Here is an 18086-nt window from a genome sequence, read left to right on the forward strand (position 1 = left end):
GTATCGATCACACAGGCTCAGTGGGGTGTCACTTCAGGTCGTCCACCAGCACCTGGGTGATGCGCTGGGCATTGGCCGATTTGTCGGGCTGGCCTTGCGCGTCCAGCACGGACACGGTGGTTTTGTCGCCAACGCTGCGCACCAGGATGCGGTAGCGCACCGGGGTGGCGTCGGCGGGCTTGCCGGCGCCGAACAGGCGGCCCAGGAAGCTGGGTTCTTTCGACGTGTTGGGATCGGGCGCCACATAGCGCACAAAGTACAGGCCTTGGGCGCGGTCGCGGTCTTCCACGGTGAAGCCCGTGCGGTCGAGCGACAGGCCCACGCGCCGCCAGGCGCGGTCGAAGTTGTCGTCGAACTCCAGCGCCGGCGCGCCGTTGAGCGTGGTGGCACGGGCGGCGCTCGGCACGGTCGTGCTGGCGGCCTGTGCTTTGGCCTGTTCTTGGGGCACGCCCAGCTTGACCATCAGCCGGCGCAGGAATTCGGTTTCCAGTTCCGGGTCGGCCGGGCGCGGCTGCCACATGGTCTGGTCTTTGCGGTCGTTCGCGTACACCTCGATCATGCCGCGGTGGCTGATGTAGATCTCGGTGCCACCATCGGCGGTGCGCTCCAGCCGGGTGCGGAAACGGTCGCGCTCGCCGGTGGAGTAGAGCGAGTCAAACACCTTGCCCAAGGTGCTGCGGATCACGTCTTGTGGCAGTTTGGCGCGGTTCTCTGCCCAGTCGGTTTCCATGATGCCCAGGGCCTGCTGGTCTTGGGTCAGCAGAAAGCCGTTCTCCTGCCAGAAGTCCACCACCGGTTGCCAGAGCTGGTCGGCAGGCCGTTTGATGACCAGCCAACGCTGAGAGCCCGAACGCTCGATGCGAACGTCACCCAACGAGGCGGCCGCCACAGCGGTGCCGGCCGCTGCTGCTGCCGTGGTCTGCGTGGTCTGGAAGCCGCTGGCGGTGACGCTGGTGCCAGGCACCACATAACGCGACTCGCGGTTGATCTGGGTCAGATCGGGCGGCACTTCCAGGGTGCTGGCACGTTTGGCGCTTTTGTAGTCGATCTTGTCGGTCTCCAGCACGCTGCAGCCGCTGACCAGCAGTGCGGCCAGTGCCAGCACACCCAGGCGGGTGCTGTGGTGAGGACGGAAGGATGAGACGGTGCGTCGTGCAGGCATGGTGTACCCAAAAAAGACTGGAAACAAAAAGGGGGCGCCGGGCAACGCTCAGGCCAGCAGGCCGGCGTCGCGCAGGGCCTGCTCGACCACCGGCTGCGCGCTAGCAGACAGCGGCGTCATGGGCAGGCGCATGGTGCCGCCACACAGCCCCATACGCTCCACGGCCCACTTGACCGGGATGGGGTTGGCTTCGACGAAGAGGTGCTTGTGCACCGGCAGCAGCTGCAGCTGGATCTGCATGGCGCGGGCGCGGTCGCCCGCGATGGCGGCCACACAAAGCTCGTGCATCAGGCGCGGCGCCACGTTGGCGGTCACGCTCACGTTGCCCTGGCCACCACACAACATCAGCGCCACGGCGGTGGCGTCGTCGCCGGAGTAGACGGCGAAGTCCGCCGGCGTTTCCTTGATCAGCCACTGCGCCCGCTCGATGTTGCCGGTGGCTTCCTTGATGCCGACGATGCCGGGCACCTGGGCCAGGCGCAGCACGGTGTCGTGCAACATGTCGGCCACGCTGCGGCCGGGCACGTTGTAGAGCACCATGGGCAGGTCGCCCACGGCTTCGGCTATTGATCGGAAGTGCTGGTACTGGCCTTCCTGCGTCGGCCGGTTGTAGTAGGGCACGACCTGCAGTTGGCAGTCGGCACCGACCTTTTTGGCGAAGCGGGCCAGTTCGATGGCCTCGGCGGTGGAGTTGGCTCCGCAGCCGGCCATGATGGGCACGCGGCCTTTGGCCTGCTCCACCGACACGCGGATGATCTCGCAGTGTTCGTCCACATTGACCGTGGGCGATTCGCCGGTGGTGCCCACGACGCCGATGCAATCGGTGCCTTCGGCGATGTGCCAGTCGATCAGCTTGCGCAGGGCGGGGTAGTCGACGCTGCCGTCCGGGAGAAAGGGGGTAACGAGGGCAACAATGCTGCCGGTGATGGGGGTCATAGCTCGAATCCGTGTCAGTGAGCCGCGCCGGGGGCGCAATCGCCACATTCTACCCAGAGCCCGGGGGCTCACTGGGGCGGCATCTGTCCCTTGCTGGGCAGGCGGTAGCGGGCGGGCGGGTCGGCCGGCGGCATGGCCTCGCGGACCGCGCAGACGCGCTGCACGTAGCGTGCTGGCGCCTCACAGAAGCCGTCTTCAAAACCCACCACACGCAGGCCGTGGCAGCATTGCAGCAGCTCGCCGGGTTGCAGCAGAAAGTCGGGCCGTGAGGGCTTGCCCACGCTGGCATTGCCATGGGCAAAGGTCTCAACCAGCAGCACGCCGCCGGGGGCCAGGCTGTCCAGCAAGGTGGGCCACAGCGGGCGCCACAGGTAGTTGGTCACCACCACGGCGTCAAAACGCTCGGCGTTCAGTGGCCAGGGGCCGTTTTCGATGTCGGCGCACAGCACGCGCGCCACATGCTCCAGACCGGCGAGCGCTTCGGGGTTGCGGTCCACGGCGGTGAGTCGGTGGCCCTGGTTCGCCAGCCAGCGCGTGTGGCGGCCGGCGCCACACGCCACGTCCAGCACGCGTGCGCTGGGTGGCAGCAGGTGGGCCCAGCGGGTGATCCATTCAGAGGGCGCTTCTGCGCCATGGGGCATCTTGGCCATCATCAGAAACAGGCCCAGACCTGATCGGCCAGTTGCAGCAGAAAGTCGGGCCGGGTGTAGAGCGCGAACACCGCCAGCAGCGCGGCGGCGGCCAGGGCGGCCAGTGTCAGGCGGCGTGGTGTGCTCATGCGGCGGCTCCGCTGGGGGCGCGCTGGATGGGTGTTTCACGCACCGGCAGGTTGACGAGGCCAGCAAACACGCCCAGCGCGATGGCGATCAGCCACACGATGTCGTAGCTGCCCGTGCGGTCGTACAACATACCGCCCAGCCACACGCCCATGAAGCTGCCGATCTGGTGGCTGAAGAACACAAAACCGCTGAGCATGGACAGGTGGGCCACACCGAAGATTTGCGCCAGCACCGCGTTGGTGGGTGGCACGGTGGACAACCACAGCAGACCAATGACCGCCGAGAACACGTAAACGCTGGCCGGCGTCAGTGGCGCCAGCAGGAACACGGTGATGGCCACCGAACGCGCGAAATAAATGAAGGACAGGATTTTGGGGCGCGAGAGGCGCTGGCCGAGCACGCCCACCGCGTAGGTGCCCACCACGTTGAACAGCCCGATGATGGCCAGCGCATAACTCGCCACCTGGGGCGACAGGCCGTGGTCCTTGAGGTAGCTGGGCATGTGCACGCCAATGAACACCACCTGGAAACCGCACACAAAGTAGCCCGCCATCAGCAACTGGAAGCTGCGGTAGCGGAAGGCTTCGCGCAGCGCGTGGGCGATGGATTGCTCACGTTTGGCCGGTGCGCCGGTCGCAAAGCCCGGTTCTCTCAAACCCAAGGCCAGCGGCGCGATCAGCAACACCGCCACGCCCAGGGCCAGCAACGCGTCTTGCCAGCCCAAGCGGTCGATCAGCAGCCCTTCCACCGGCACCATCAGAAATTGCCCGAAGGAACCAGCCGCTGCCGCCATGCCCATGGCCCAGGAACGTTTGTCGGCAGGTATCTGTCGCCCGATCACGCCGTACACCACGGCGTAGGTGGTGCCCGCCTGCGCCATGCCAATCAGCACACCGGCGGTCAGCGCAAAACCCAGGGAGGTGGTGGTCAGGGCCATGCCGGCCAGGCCGGCCGCGTACAGCAGCGCACCGCCCATGAGCACCCGCGCGCCGCCAAAACGGTCGGCCAGCATGCCAGCAAAGATGCCGAACACGCCCCAGGCCAGGTTCTGCACCGCGATGGCCAGCGCAAAACTTTCGCGCGTCCAGTCGTGGGCCTGGGTGATGGGCTGCAGCCACAGGCCAAAGCCGTGGCGTATGCCCATGGACAGGGTGACGATGGCGCCGCCACAGATCAGCACCTGGGCGATGGAAAGGCGGGCAGGGGATTGCATCGGGCAAATGTAGCAAACGCCGCGCGGATGGATTTGACAATTGTTGCGAAGGCGACCATTGCGTCAGGTTGTTCGTGGAATGTGTGAAATTGTTTTTGCTTTCACGCGGTGGCTCGCGTAAAGTGTCAAAAAAAGTTAGTTCGTCACCAAGGCGATGTCAGGGAGTAGGTCATGTCTGTTCACGGTTTAGGCGCATCTGCTGCGCCAGCGGTTTCCGCACAAGCCCGTGTGGCGCTTTTCGCGCCGCACCTCACCCCCTTTACGCCTGCCTCAGTTGCCAGCACGCGCCCACCACGGGCTGCGCGGCCTGCTGCTGCCGGGTGATCCGTTTTTGTCAGCGCCGGGGGCTCGCCGCAGCCCCGGGTGTGTGTGTTCGTGCGGTCGGTTGAACATTCCAGGGAGAAAACAATGAAGTTGCATCAGTCATCAAGGGTGTCGGCGCGTGCCGCGTGCACACACCACCAGGGCCAGCATCGGGCCGCATCGGCACCTACGCCGTCCAACAAACAACAGCAGTGAGGCCGGTATGCAAACCAAAACCCCCCTCTCCGTGGCCGCCCGTTTGTCCATTGCCTTCGGCTTGGTGATCGCGCTGCTGTGTGGCTCCGCCGTGTTGGCCATCTTGCGCATGGCGCAGATCAACGACGCGTCCACCGAAGTCACCACCAACTGGTTGCCCAGTTCCATTGTTGTGTCGGCGCTCAACACCCACACCTCCGATTTCAGAATCACCGAGTTCCAGCATGTGTTGTCCACGGATGAACGCGACATGCAGGCCGCCGAAGCGGACATGAAGGAGCTGCTGGCCACCATCGAGCGCAAGTCGAAGGAATACGACCAGCTGATTTCGTCTGACGCTGAGCGCGCCATCTGGCAGCGCTTCGAGACGGCTTGGAGCAACTACCTCGCGGTCAATCGCCGCTTGGTGGAGCTGTCCCGGTCCAACCAAAACGACGCGGCGCGCGCGCTGTTGCGTGGCGAGTCGCAAAAAATGTTCGACGAAGGTTCGAACCGCCTGCTGGAACTGGTGGACCTCAACACCAAAGGCGGTAAGGACGCCAGTGTGTATGCCGACGAGGTGTATGCCTCGTCACGCATCGCCTTGATCATCGCGTCGGCCATTGCGGTGGTGCTGGCGGTGGCGGCGGCGGTTATGTTCAGCCGCTGGTTGTCGCGCCAACTCGGCGGTGAGCCGCATTACGCCGTGGCCGTGGCCAGCCAGATTGCCGACGGCAAACTGGCCATGGACGTGCTGACCCGGGCGGGCGACAACCAGAGCATTCTGGCGGCCATGGCCCGCATGCGGGAGCAACTGGCGGGCGTGGTGGGGCAGGTGCGCCAAAACGCCGAATCGGTGGCCTCGGCTTCGGCCCAGATCGCCACCGGCAACCAGGACTTGTCGGGCCGCACCGAAGAGCAGGCCAGCGCGCTGGAAGAAACAGCCGCGTCCATGGAAGAACTGAGCACCACCGTCAAGCAGAACGCCGACAACGCATCCCAAGCCAACCAACTGGCGGTGAGCGCCAGCAGTGTGGCCGTCAAGGGTGGTGCCGAGGTGCAGGAGGTGGTGGCCACCATGCGCAGCATCAACGAGGCCTCGCGCCGCATCGCCGACATCATCGGCGTCATCGATGGCATCGCCTTCCAGACCAACATCCTGGCGCTCAACGCCGCCGTGGAAGCCGCCCGCGCGGGTGAACAGGGCCGGGGTTTTGCGGTGGTGGCCAGCGAGGTGCGCAACCTGGCGCAGCGCAGCGCCGGTGCGGCCAAGGAAATCAAGGAGCTGATCAGCGCCAGCACCCAGCGGGTGGACCAGGGCACCACCCTGGTGGACCAGGCCGGCCACACCATCCAGGAGGTGGTCGATGCCATCCGCCGCGTGACGGACATCATGGGCGAAATCACCGCCGCCAGCGCTGAACAAAGCGCCGGTGTGTCGCAGATTGGTGAAGCCGTCACCCAGATGGACCAGGCCACCCAACAAAACGCGGCCTTGGTGGAAGAAAGCGCGGCGGCGGCCGATGGCTTGCGCCAGCAAGCGGCCCAGTTGCTGCAGGTGGTCTCGGTGTTCCAGTTGCCGTCTGGTGGCGTGGCGCGTGTGGCACCGGTGGCGCAAGCGGCGCCCCGTGCGGCACCGGTTGCACCCGTGGTGCGGGCGCCGGTGTCCAAACCCGCTGCGCAGCGCAAAGTGGCCGCCCGCCCGGCCGAACCCAAGTTGCCCGCCATGGCTTTGGCCGGCGCCGGGGCGGCGGGTGGCGCAGATGGCGACTGGACGTCCTTTTAACCAGTCGTTCGAGCGTTCAACCGCATTGTTCATTTGAGAGTGTCACGGGCGCACAGATGACCCGCCCGTGCTTGGCCCCCAGCGATGGGGGCGTTTTTTACAACGAAGAATCAGGGAGGCCATGCACGCCATGCCACACGACAAGAACATCCCCGACGCCCATGCGGGCGAATACCTCAGCTTCCGGCTCGGCCAAGAGGAATACGGCATCCCCATCCTGACGGTGCAGGAAATCCGGGGTTACAACGAGCCCACCCGCATTGCCAACGCACCCGAGTTCATGAGAGGTGTGGTCAACCTGCGCGGTGTGATCGTGCCCATCGTGGACCTGCGCATCAAGTTCGGCCAGACACCCGAATACAACGACATCACCGCCACCATCGTGCTCAACATCGGCAAACGGGTGATCGGCATCGTGGTCGATTCGGTGTCGGATGTGGTGGCGCTCACACGCGAGCAGATCAAACCACCACCGTCACTCTCCAGTGGGCTGGATGGGGCCTACGTCACCGGCATCGCCACCGAGGCCCAGGGCGACCAGGCGCGCATGCTGATCCTGGTGGACATCGAGCGGCTCATGTCCAGCGACGACATTGGCTTGCTCGATTCGGTGCAGGAAGTCGAAACCGCCTGACGGCCCGGGCAGCCGCACCCCCCTCAGGAGGCCGCAATGAACACCATCACACGGCAATTGCTCGCATCGCTGCTGGTCACCGTGTTGCTGGTGATTGGCAGCGGTGGCTACGTGGAGCTGCGGCGCGTGGTGGCCGAGACGGAGTTGCAGCTGCGCGATACCCAGTCTGCGGCAGCGGCTCGGCTCTCGCGCACACTGGCCTACCCCTTGTGGAACATGGACGAGGACGAGGCGGCGCGCCTTGTGCGCAGCGAGGCTCAGGTCGATGCGATACAGGCCATTGTGGTGGCCCGGGTGGATGTTGAGGGCCATCTGGCCTACCTGCGTGACGAGCTGGGGGGCACCATGGTCCGGTCACTCGCCAATGGCGACGATTTGAAGCGCCGTTTTGCGAACAACCAGCTGGTGGCCAGGGCCGACGTGGTGAACCGGGACATGTTGTTGGGCGTGGTGTCTGTTTATGGCAACCCGGAGGTGATCGACAGCGTGATGCGCCAGGAGTCGCTGGACTTGTTGCTCAAGCTCCTGACCTACTGCGCGGTGTTGTTTGTGGTGCAGTTTGTGGTGCTGCGTGCGGTGGTGGTGTTGCCGCTGCGGCGCTTGACGGCCTGGGTCGTGTCATGGCGCCCCGAGCAGGCGGCCGCCCAGATGCCCCAGATGCAATCGAAGGAGTTGAGCGCGCTGATGGGTTCTTTTTCTGACCTCACCGGCCGCCTGCTGGGTGCCATTGCCAAAGCTGAGGAGCAGGAGGCGCAGGCCCGGCGATCGGAGGCCCGCATCAGCGCGCTCTATGGCTTTTCACGTTCTATCAACGAGTTGTCCGAACTGGTGCTCAAGGTGGGCGATGTCAATCGCCTGCTGCAGGATTCGACCCGCATCATGGCGGTCACGCTCGACGCCGACCTGGCCGTGATGTACGAGGTGGAGCTGGGCGACCGCTCCACCCGCGAGCTGGCCTTGTGGGAAAAGGACGCGACCGTGCAGGGAAGGGCGCTCTTGGGTGGCGCCGCGCTGGACGCACTGGCCGAGCTGGTGGTGCCCTTGGTTCACACACAACGCTGGCAGACCTTGCGCGGCGCCGATCTGCTGGCGCAGCACGAGGGCCATGCCACGCGCCAGCGCGAGCTCGGTGTGTTTGCGCTCGACAGCTTGCTGCTCTATCCCATCGAAGTGAGCGACGGGGTGCTCAAGCTGCTGGTGCTGGTCAAACCAGCGGACGAGGCCGTGTGGTCCAGCGAGGAAATCCGCTTCCTGGACGATGTGCGCAAACAGCTGCACATCGCCTTGTCCAAACTGCGCCTCATGCTGGAGCGCCGCCGCAGCGAAGACCGCGCCTTGTACCTGGCCACGCGCGACCCCCTGACCGGCCTGCCCAACCGCGCCCTGCTCACCGAACGTGCCAGCTATGCGCTCAGTTTTGCCGCGCGCAGCCAGGGCACGCTGGCCTTGCTCTACATCGACATCGATGACTTCAAGGACGTCAACGACGCTCTGGGCCACGAGGTGGGCGACTGCCTGCTGGTGGAGCTGGCCAAGCGCCTGCAGGGGCACCTGCGTGAACAGGATTTGCTGGCGCGGTCTGGCGGCGACGAGTTTGTGGTGATGCTGCCGGGCGTGGACGCCGACGGCGCCGCCCACGTGGCCGACAAGCTGCTGCAGGCCGTGACCGAGGTGTGCCAGGTGCGCTCGCACGAGCTGGTGGTGACCGCCTCCATCGGTGTGGCGATGTACCCCGCCGACGGCGACGACTTCCACACCCTCTACCGCAACGCGGACGCCGCCATGTACCGCGTGAAAGAAGCGGGGCGCAACGGCTGCGAGTTCTTCACACACGAGATGCAGGCCAGGTCGGCGCGCCACTTGCGTATCGTGACCGCTCTGCGTCAGGCCATCGAGGGCCAGCAACTGTCGGTGGTGTACCAGCCACAAATGAGTCTGAAGGACGGCAGTCTGGTGGGCGCCGAAGCGCTGCTGCGCTGGACCCATCCCGAGCTGGGCTTCATTTCGCCGGCTGAGTTCATTCCCATCGCGGAGTCCAGTGGCCTGATCGTGCCGGTGGGCGGCTGGGTATTGCGCAAAGCGGTGCGGCAGGCTGTGGCCTGGCGAGCGGCCGGCGGTGCACCTTTGCGCATGGCGGTGAACCTGTCGGCCGCGCAGTTCCGGCATGCCGACCTCTCGGCCATGGTGGGCCACATCCTGCAGGAGGAGGGCCTGCACCCCGGCGAGCTGGAACTGGAGCTCACCGAAGGCGCGGTGGCGCAGAAGCCGCAGCAGGCCATCGATGTGATGAACGGGTTGCGCGCGCAAGGCATCCACCTGGCCATCGATGACTTTGGCACGGGCTACTCCTCCATGAGTTACCTCAAGAAGTTCAACGCCCACAAGCTCAAGATCGACCAGTCCTTCGTGCGCGACATTTCTCGCGATGCCGACGACCGCGCCATCGTCACCGCCGTGATCGAGATGGCCAAGCGCCTGAACATGACCACGATTGCCGAGGGCGTGGAGACCGCTGAGCAACTCGCGTTTCTGCAAAAGCACGGCTGCGATCAGATCCAGGGCTACATCTACAGCAAGCCGTTGACGCCCAGCGATTTTGAGGCCTTTGCCCGCCAACCACCGCAGTTGTTGCCGGCGGGCTCGCCGCGCGCGCACGGTGGTTTGGTGGCGCTCAAAGAAGCCGCCTGACGGGCTGGCGGGGAAAGCTCAAGCACCCCGAGATATGGGTGGGGCCGGGCGCCGGTGCGAATGGCGAATACAGGGTGTTTGTTGCGAATGTGACCATTGCCTCAAATTGTTAAGTAAATGAATTGATAGGTCACATTGGTGGCCCTACAGTGTCAAAAAACGTTAGATCGCAATCAAGCGACAACAGGGAGCGTCTCATGTCATGGTCATTTGAAACCCGGCCCATAGGCGTGTGTTTTGTGCACACCGCCTGCGGCCTCATCCCACCAGCGGGTCACCGCACCCACCCCCATCCACACGCCCACGGCGCCCACGCGCTGGCAGCCGTGTGCCCCCATGTGGGCGCCCATCGCCGTTCCGGGCGCTGCGCCGCACCTGGCGGCCAAGTGCGGTCCGCCCACTGGCCGTTTCCCATCGCATAACAACAAGGAGTGATTGTCATGATCAAAACCATCCGCGCCCGCATCCTCGTCATCTCATCGCTGGCGGTGGTCACCGCCTTGGCCATCACGGGGGCTGTGTCTTACCAGATCGTGCGCAGCAACACCATGCAGGCCATTGAGCAGAACCTGCGTGCCATCACCGAAGGCAACACCGTAACGATTGAAACCTGGGTGTCCAGCAAGGCTGCGGCGGTGCAGGCCACGGCCGATGCCGTCAGGCCTGGCGATCCCCAGGGCTTGGTGGTGCACATGGCCAAGTCCAATGGCTTTCGCATCGCCACGGTGGGCTGGGAGGACAAATCCTTCGTGTCCAGCAACCCCAACACACCCGCCACCTTCGACCCCACGGCACGGCCCTGGTACAAAAGTGCGGTGGCCGCTGGCCGCCTGCTGGTGACCAAGCCGTACGCCGACGCCACCACCGGTGCGCCTTTCGTGTCGTTTGCCGCGCCCTTGATGCGCGAAGGCAAGGCCACCGGCGTGCTCAGCGGCGTGATGCCGCTGCAGGTGGTGCAAGAGGTGGCGGCCGCCATCCGCCCCACGCCCAACAGCGTGGCCTTTGTGGTGGACAAGGATGGCATGCTGCTGGCCGCACCCGCGAGTGAAATGACGCTCAAGGCCTCCACCGAGCTGTCTCCCGCGCTCACACCCGAACGGCTGCGTGAGCTGGCAAGCGGGTCGATGGTGGCCCCGCTCGACCTGGGTGGCGAAAAGCTGCTCAAGATCAAGGAGATCAAGGGCACCGACTGGTACCTGGCGGTGGGCCTGGACGTGGGCGATGCCACCGCCAGCCTGCGCGAAATCGTGCGCCTGATGGTGTTGTCTGTGGTCTTGTTGGCTCTGGCCACGGCGGGCTTGAGCGCGCTGCTAACCGCACAGTCCTTCCGCCGCCTGAATGCGGTGCGCGACGCGCTGGACGAGATCAGCCAGAGCGGCGGCGATCTGACCCGGCGCCTGCCGGTGGTGGGCAGCGACGAGGTGGACCAGATCGCCCGCGCTTTCAATGCCTTTGTGAGCAAGATCGGCCTGGTGCTGTGCGACATCCGCGACGGGGCGCAGGCGGTGCACGCGGCCACCAACGAAATCAAGGTCGGCAACATGGACTTGTCCAGTCGCACCGAACGTTCGGCCGGCAACATCGAGGAGACGGCGGCGTCGCTGGACGAGCTGAACAACGCCGTGCGCCAACTGGCCGATTCGGCCCAACTGGCCAGCCGGCTCACAGCCTCGGCCAACCAGGCGGCAGGCAAGGGCGGCGAGGCCATGCAAGGGGTGGTCAGCACCATGGGCGAGATCGCCGAAGCCTCATCGCGCATCGGCGAGATCATTGGTGTGATCGATGGCATCGCCTTCCAGACCAACATCCTGGCCTTGAACGCCGCCGTGGAAGCCGCCCGGGCCGGTGAACATGGGCGCGGGTTTGCGGTGGTGGCCAGCGAAGTGCGCAGCCTGGCGCAGCGCAGCGCCAACGCGGCCAAGGAAATCAAGGACTTGATCGACGCCTCGCGCCGCAGTGTGGACACCGGCAACCAACGTGTGCGTGCCACCGGGGCCACCATGACCGAGATCGTCACGGGCATCCAGGAGGTGGCCGGCATCATCGACAAACTCAACCAGTCCACCGGACACCAGAGCGCAGGCATCGACCAGATCAGTCAGGCCATCCATGAGATGGACCGCACCACCCAGCAAAACGCGGCGTTGGTGGAGGAGTCGGCGGCGGCTTCGGCGGTGGTGAATGACCAGGTGGAGCGTTTGCTGCACACCGTGGGTGCTTTCACCTTGGAGACAGGCCGTGGCTGAGTGGCGTCGGCCCTGCCATGGCAGAGCCGGGGTCTGCGTGGCCCAGCAGGCCCTGCGCTTGTGGATGCTGCTGTTCCTCGGGCTGGCGGGGCTGCTCGTGGGCTCGCCCGCGGCGGCGGGGCCGGTCTTGCTCCACATCCATGACCGTCCGCCCTACAACATGATCCGCGACGGGCGGCTGGTTGGACTGACCGGCACTCCGGCAATGCGTGCTTTCGAGCTGGTGGGCATTTCCTTCCAGGTGGCGTCCTTTCCCTCGGCACGGCAACTGCACATGATTCAGAACGCCCGCGATGACAGCCCGGTGAACTGTGCGGTGGGCTGGTTTATGCGGCCCGAGCGCCAGCGTTTTGCCAAGTTCACCCAGCCGATCTACCAGGATTCGGCGCATGTGGTCTTGACCAATCTGCCGCCCGAGCGTTTGCGGGACGGGGACCCCATCGCCTCGCTGTTGAACGATGCGTCGCTGGTGGCGCTGTTCAAGCAGGGCTACTCCTTCGGCACCGAGCTGGACGCCCTGGTGGGCACGGCCAAGTTCAACCGGCGTGAAACCTCCAGCGACAACGTCAGCATGGCGCGAATGGTGGCGCTGGGCCGGGTGGACTTCATGTTGACCGCGCCCGAAGAGGTGCGAGGCCTGCAGGAGGTGTTGGGGCTCGCACTGGCCGGCACCCGCGTGGTTCGCCTCGTGGGGATGCCAGCGGGTGAAAAAAGGCACATCATGTGCAGCCTGAACACACCCGACAGCCTGATCGAGCGCCTGAACCGGGCCATCGAGCGCGCGGTGCCCTGAGGCCCCTCTGGCGGTAGAGTGGTCGGACGGCGCCGGCGCCCCGCCTACAATCCGCGCCCATGGCAGTCAAACCCGTTCCCGAGTATTCCGAAGGCTCCATCCGCGTCCTCAAGGGCCTGGAGCCGGTCAAGCAGCGGCCGGGCATGTACACCCGCACCGACAACCCGCTGCACATCATCCAAGAGGTGCTGGACAACGCCGCCGACGAGGCGTTGGCTGGCCACGGCAAGAAGATCAAGGTCATCCTGCACATCGACGGCTCGGTGAGCGTGGAGGACGACGGGCGGGGCATCCCACACGGCCTGCACCCCGAGGAAAACGCGCCCGTCATTGAACTGGTGTTCACCCGCCTGCACGCGGGCGGCAAGTTCGACAAGGGCAAGGGCGGCGCCTACAGCTTTTCGGGTGGCCTGCACGGTGTGGGTGTGAGCGTGACCAACGCGCTGTCCACCCGGCTGGAGGTGAGCAGCCACCGCGAAGGGCAATTCGCCCGCCTGGTGTTTGCTGCCGGCGACGTGGTGGAACCCATCGCCATCCGCCCGCTGCAGGACGGCGAGCGCAAACAAGGCACCACGGTGCGCGCCTGGCCCGACGCCAAGTACTTCGATTCGGCCACACTGCCCCTGGGCGAGCTGACCCACCTGCTGCGCAGCAAGGCGGTGCTGATGCCTGGTGTGGCGGTGTCCCTGGTGAATGAAAAAACCAAGGAAACCCAGACCTGGCAATACAAAGGCGGCCTGCGCGACTACCTGCAGCAGACCCTGAATGGCGAGCCGGTGATCCCCCTGTTTGACGGTGAAGGTTTTGCCGACGCCAGCAGCGAGAGTTTTGCCGAAGGCGAGGGCGCCAACTGGTGCGTGGCTTTCACCGAAGACGGCCAGCCGGTGCGCGAGAGCTACGTCAACCTCATCCCCACCAGCGCCGGTGGCACCCACGACAGCGGTTTGCGTGATGGCCTGTTCAACGCCGTCAAGAGCTTCATCGACTTGCACAGCCTGCTGCCCAAGGGCGTCAAGCTGCTGCCTGAGGACGTGTTTGCCCGCGCCAGCTACGTGCTGAGCGCCAAGGTGCTGGACCCGCAGTTCCAGGGCCAGGTCAAGGAGCGGCTCAACTCGCGCGACGCGGTGCGGCTGGTGTCCAGCTTTGTGCGCCCGACGCTCGAACTCTGGCTCAACCAGCACGTGGACCACGGCAAGAAGCTGGCCGAGCTGGCCATCAAGGCCGCGCAGACGCGCCAGCGCGCCGGCCAGAAAGTGGAAAAGCGCAAAGGCAGTGGCGTGGCGGTGTTGCCCGGCAAGCTGACCGACTGCGAAAGCCGCGACATCGCCCACAACGAGTTGTTTCTGGTGGAGGGCGACTCGGCCGGTGGCAGCGCCAAAATGGGCCGCGACAAAGAATGCCAGGCCGTGCTGCCGCTGCGCGGCAAGGTGCTCAACACCTGGGAGGTGGAGCGCGACCGCCTGTTCGCCAACAACGAAATTCACGACATCTCGGTGGCCATCGGTGTGGACCCGCACGGCCCTACCGACAGCCCCGACCTCAGTGGCCTGCGTTACGGCAAGATCTGCATCCTCTCGGACGCCGATGTGGACGGTTCGCACATCCAGGTGCTGCTGCTCACGCTGTTTTTCCGACACTTTCCCAAGCTCATCGAGGCCGGCCACGTGTTTGTGGCGCGCCCGCCGCTGTTTCGGGTGGACGTGCCCGCGCGCGGCAAAAAGCCGGCGGCCAAACACTACGCGCTGGACGACGGTGAGCTGACCGCCATCCTCGACAAATGCGCCAAAGACGGCGTGCCACGCGAAAAATGCCCCATCAGCCGCTTCAAGGGCCTGGGTGAGATGAGCGCCGAACAACTGTGGGACACCACCCTCAACCCCGACACGCGCCGGCTGCTGCCAGTGCAACTGGGCAACATCGACTTCGCCCGCACCGAGGCCGAGATCACCAAGCTCATGGGCAAGGGCGAGGCGGCGGCGCGCCGCGAGCTGATGGAGCTGCGCGGCGACGAGGTGGACATCGATATTTGACCTCCATGTATATACAATGCGTATATACGTCAGGAGTGTGTCATGACCGCAACCGCCAAAGTATTCACCACCGGCAACAGCCAGGCCGTGCGACTGCCCAAGGCCTTTCGGCTGGATGCCCAAGAGGTCTGGATCACGCGCAACGAGGCGACGGGCGATCTTGTCTTGCGGCCCAAACGGGATGAGCGCGCGCGGCGCCGCGAGATTGACGACTTGATTCGCGAGATACGTGAGGCGCCCGTGGCCGACGAGTTCATCCCGCCGCGCGATGACGCGTACCGCCCCGATCCGTTCGACGGCGATGGTTCGGCTGCGTGACGCTTCTGGGCATGTACCTCCTCGATACCAATGTCCTCAGCGACTTCATCAAAGGCCGGCACGACGGCCTGCTGATGCGCATGCGCGACGAAATGTTCAACCGCGCGGTGGCGATTTCTGCGATCACCCTGGCCGAGGTCCGCTATGGCCAAAACCGCATGCAGGCAGATGACAAGCGCCGCCCACGCATCGACCGTTTGTTGGCGCAATTGCCCGTGCTGGACTGGACAGCCGACGCAGCGGAGGCATACGGACATGTGAAGCACCACCTGATGTCCATGGGTCGGCCCATCGGCGAAATCGACACCCAGATTGCCGCCCACACCCTGGCCACCGGCCTGACCCTGGTGACCCACAACACCCGCCACTTCGAGGTCGTGCCCGACCTCAAGTGGCAAGACTGGATGGCCTGAGGCCACCCTGAAGACCACATGACCGAAGAACTGATCCTGCCCGACGAGCCGCAGACCCCACCGCCCGCCGAACCCCCTGCGCCGCCCCCGCCCGTGGAGCCTGACGACGACAGCCTGGCCGCCTACGCCCAGCGCGCCTACCTCGAATACGCGCTGAGCGTGGTCAAGGGCCGGGCGCTGCCCGATGTGTGCGACGGCCAGAAGCCGGTGCAGCGGCGCATCCTCTACAGCATGGAGCGCATGGGCCTGGGTTACTCGGGCAACACGGCGGCCAAGCCGGTGAAAAGTGCCCGTGTGGTGGGTGATGTGCTGGGCAAGTACCACCCGCACGGCGACAGCGCTGCTTACGACGCGCTGGTGCGCATGGCGCAGGACTTTTCCCAGCGCTACCCGCTGATCGACGGCCAGGGCAACTTCGGCAGCCGCGATGGCGACGGTGCCGCCGCCATGCGCTACACCGAGGCCCGGCTGGCCAAAATCACCGGCCTGCTGCTCGACGAGATCGACCAGGGCACGGTGGATTTCATCCCCAACTACGACGGCTCGTTTGAAGAACCGCGCCAGCTGCCGGCGCGCCTGCCTTTTGTGCTGCTCAACGGCGCCAGCGGCATCGCCGTGGGCCTGGCCACCGAAATCCCCAGCCACAACCTGCGCGAGGTGGCCGACGCCTGCGTGGCGCTGGTGAAGAACCCCAAACTGAGCGATGAGGACCTGTTCACGCTCGTGCCCGGCCCCGACTACCCCGGCGGCGGCCAAATCATCAGCACGTCTTCCGACATTGCCGACGCCTACCGCAGCGGCCGCGGCAGTCTCAAGGTGCGCGCACGCTGGAAGATCGAGGAACTGGCGCGGGGCCAGTGGCAGCTGGTGGTCAACGAATTGCCGCCGGGTGTCAGCTCGCAAAAGGTGCTGGAAGAAATCGAGGAACTGACCAACCCCAAGCTCAAGGCCGGCAAAAAGGCGCTGACACAAGACCAGAACCAGCTCAAACAAACCGTGCTGGCGGTGCTGGACGGCGTGCGCGACGAGTCGAGCAAGGACGCCGCCGTGCGCCTGGTGTTCGAACCCAAGACCAGCCGCACCCTGCAGCAGGAGCTCATCACCACCCTGCTGGCCCACACCAGCCTGGAGACCTCGTCCTCCATCAACATGACCATGGTGGGCCTGGACGGCAAACCCATCCAGAAGTCGCTGCGCCAGATGTTGCTGGAGTGGGTCAGCTTCCGCCAGACCACCATCACCCGGCGCAGCCAGCACCGCCTGCAAAAGGTGCTGGACCGCATCCACATCCTCGAAGGCCGGCAGCTGGTGCTGCTCAACATCGACGAGGTGATCGCCATCATCCGCCAGAGCGATGAGCCCAAGGCGGCGCTGATCGCGCGCTTCAATCTGAGCGACCGGCAGGCCGAGGACATCCTGGAAATCCGGCTGCGCCAACTGGCGCGGCTGGAAGCCATCAAGATCGAGCAGGAGCTGAAAGAACTGCGCGAAGAGCAGGGCAAACTCGAAGACATTCTGGGCAGTGAAGCGACGCTGCGCCGGCTCATGGTCAAGGAAATCGAGGCAGACGCCAAGACCTTTGCCGACGCCCGCCGCACCCTCATCCAGGCCGAGAAGAAAGCCGTGGCCGAGGTCAAGGTGGTGGACGAGCCGGTGACGGTGGTGGTGTCGCAAAAAGGCTGGGTGCGTGCGCGCACCGGTCACGGCCACGAGGCGGGCGGCTTCGCCTTCAAGGCGGGCGACGGCCTGTACGGTACCTTCGAGTGCCGCACGGTGGACACGCTGATCGTGTTCGGCAGCAACGGGCGCGTGTATTCGGTGCCCGTGTCTGCGCTGCCGGGTGCCCGGGGCGACGGCCAGCCCATCACCACCCTGATCGACCTCGAATCCGGCACCCAGCCGCTGCATTATTTTGCCGGACCGGCCAACGCCGCGCTGCTGTTGAGTGGCTCGGGCGGCTACGGTTTCATCGCCACGGTGGAGAACATGGTCTCGCGCCAGAAGGGCGGCAAGGCTTTCCTCAACCTGGGCGAGGGCGAGACGATTTGTGCGCCTTCACACGCCGCGTTCACCAGCGGCAGCCAGGCGCTGGCGCCCGCCACGCACGTGGCCTGCGCGTCCACCGGCGGGCGCATCCTCACCTTTGACATCGGCGAACTCAAGCAGATGGAGAAGGGCGGGCGCGGCCTGATGTTGATCGACCTGGAGGCCAAAGACACGCTGGCCGGCGCGGTGGCCTACACCCGCAGCATCAAGATCGAGGGCATTGGACGCGGCGGCAAGGAGCGCGACGAAACACTGGAAATCCGCAGCCTCAACAACGCCCGCGCCGCGCGTGGGCGCAAGGGCAAGGCCGCCGACCTGGGCTTCAAGCCCAACCGTGTGACGCGGGTGGAATGATGGACAACAACGCCGTGGGGGCGCTGCTCGCGATTGGCGGTTTTGTCGTCGCTTTTGGGGTGGCCAAGTGGGTATCGACCCGCATACGCCAAAAACACCAGGCCCGGGACAAGGCCCTGGCGGCGAGCCGGCAAAGCCGCCAGGTGCGCCGCGCCCAGGCCCGCCGCGGCAAGGTCTGAGGCGGGGCTGC

At 65.5% G+C, this 18086-nt stretch carries 16 protein-coding genes; 10 read left to right on the plus strand and 6 right to left on the minus strand.

The features are described 5' to 3' along the window. Positions 1-28: 28 nt before the first annotated feature. The 5 genes from bamC to ACFQPB_RS14525 all read right to left on the minus strand — a co-directional run bounded on the left by bamC (position 29) and on the right by ACFQPB_RS14525 (position 4090). Positions 29-1162, minus strand: a complete 1134-nt coding sequence (gene bamC, locus ACFQPB_RS14505; RefSeq protein ID WP_382224628.1) for an outer membrane protein assembly factor BamC — start codon at positions 1160-1162, stop codon at positions 29-31. Between the two features lie 48 nt (positions 1163-1210). Beyond that, entirely contained in the window at positions 1211-2098 is an 888-nt protein-coding gene (gene dapA / locus ACFQPB_RS14510) for a 4-hydroxy-tetrahydrodipicolinate synthase (RefSeq protein ID WP_382224631.1), read from the minus strand. Between the two features lie 68 nt (positions 2099-2166). Further along, positions 2167-2748 (minus strand): class I SAM-dependent methyltransferase, encoded by a 582-nt coding sequence (locus ACFQPB_RS14515; RefSeq protein ID WP_382224634.1) that lies wholly within the window; start codon positions 2746-2748, stop codon positions 2167-2169. A 2-nt stretch (positions 2749-2750) separates the two neighbouring features. Then, positions 2751-2876, minus strand: coding sequence for a hypothetical protein (locus tag ACFQPB_RS14520; protein ID WP_382224636.1), 126 nt, complete (start codon positions 2874-2876; stop codon positions 2751-2753). Continuing rightward, positions 2873-4090 (minus strand): MFS transporter, encoded by a 1218-nt coding sequence (locus ACFQPB_RS14525; protein WP_382224639.1) that lies wholly within the window; start codon positions 4088-4090, stop codon positions 2873-2875. Before ACFQPB_RS14525 ends, ACFQPB_RS14520 begins: the two co-directional genes overlap by 4 nt. Positions 4091-4616: 526 nt before the next feature. Here ACFQPB_RS14525 and ACFQPB_RS14530 point away from each other — a divergent pair. From ACFQPB_RS14530 to ACFQPB_RS14540, 3 genes are all read left to right on the plus strand, one after another. Beyond that, positions 4617-6374, plus strand: a complete 1758-nt coding sequence (locus tag ACFQPB_RS14530) for a methyl-accepting chemotaxis protein (protein WP_382224642.1) — start codon at positions 4617-4619, stop codon at positions 6372-6374. 121 nt (positions 6375-6495) lie between these two features. Continuing rightward, positions 6496-7008, plus strand: a complete 513-nt coding sequence (locus ACFQPB_RS14535) for a chemotaxis protein CheW (protein WP_382224645.1) — start codon at positions 6496-6498, stop codon at positions 7006-7008. Positions 7009-7044: 36 nt separating this feature from the next. Then, complete coding sequence (locus ACFQPB_RS14540; RefSeq protein WP_382224647.1) at positions 7045-9696, plus strand: putative bifunctional diguanylate cyclase/phosphodiesterase; 2652 nt, start codon at positions 7045-7047, stop codon at positions 9694-9696. 206 nt (positions 9697-9902) lie between these two features. On the opposite strand, the gene ACFQPB_RS14545 is transcribed toward ACFQPB_RS14540, so the two are convergent. Next, entirely contained in the window at positions 9903-10046 is a 144-nt protein-coding gene (locus ACFQPB_RS14545) for a hypothetical protein (protein WP_382224650.1), read from the minus strand. 90 nt (positions 10047-10136) lie between these two features. Between ACFQPB_RS14545 and ACFQPB_RS14550 the strand changes: the two genes are divergently transcribed. From ACFQPB_RS14550 to ACFQPB_RS14580, 7 genes are read left to right on the plus strand one after another with little or no spacing between them, the layout of a single operon-like run. Continuing rightward, positions 10137-11942 (plus strand): methyl-accepting chemotaxis protein, encoded by a 1806-nt coding sequence (locus tag ACFQPB_RS14550; protein ID WP_382224653.1) that lies wholly within the window; start codon positions 10137-10139, stop codon positions 11940-11942. After that, on the plus strand, positions 11935-12735 hold the full coding sequence (locus tag ACFQPB_RS14555; protein WP_382224656.1) for a substrate-binding periplasmic protein: 801 nt from the start codon (positions 11935-11937) through the stop codon (positions 12733-12735). Before ACFQPB_RS14550 ends, ACFQPB_RS14555 begins: the two co-directional genes overlap by 8 nt. A gap of 59 nt (positions 12736-12794) precedes the next feature. Then, the gene (locus ACFQPB_RS14560) at positions 12795-14765 is read left to right on the plus strand and encodes a DNA topoisomerase IV subunit B (protein WP_382224659.1); all 1971 of its coding nucleotides are present in this window, start codon (positions 12795-12797) and stop codon (positions 14763-14765) included. Between the two features lie 42 nt (positions 14766-14807). Beyond that, positions 14808-15083: an antitoxin gene (locus tag ACFQPB_RS14565; RefSeq protein WP_382224661.1), complete on the plus strand. Its 276-nt coding sequence runs from the start codon at positions 14808-14810 to the stop codon at positions 15081-15083. 11 nt (positions 15084-15094) lie between these two features. After that, the gene (locus ACFQPB_RS14570) at positions 15095-15496 is read left to right on the plus strand and encodes a type II toxin-antitoxin system VapC family toxin (protein WP_382224664.1); all 402 of its coding nucleotides are present in this window, start codon (positions 15095-15097) and stop codon (positions 15494-15496) included. Positions 15497-15514: 18 nt separating this feature from the next. Then, the gene (gene parC / locus ACFQPB_RS14575) at positions 15515-17896 is read left to right on the plus strand and encodes a DNA topoisomerase IV subunit A (protein ID WP_382224667.1); all 2382 of its coding nucleotides are present in this window, start codon (positions 15515-15517) and stop codon (positions 17894-17896) included. Then, positions 17896-18075, plus strand: a complete 180-nt coding sequence (locus ACFQPB_RS14580; protein WP_382202843.1) for a hypothetical protein — start codon at positions 17896-17898, stop codon at positions 18073-18075. Before parC ends, ACFQPB_RS14580 begins: the two co-directional genes overlap by 1 nt. The last annotated feature ends 11 nt before the right edge of the window (positions 18076-18086 follow it).

This window comes from Hydrogenophaga atypica, from assembly GCF_042665215.1.
Taxonomy (GTDB): domain Bacteria; phylum Pseudomonadota; class Gammaproteobacteria; order Burkholderiales; family Burkholderiaceae_C; genus Hydrogenophaga; species Hydrogenophaga defluvii_A.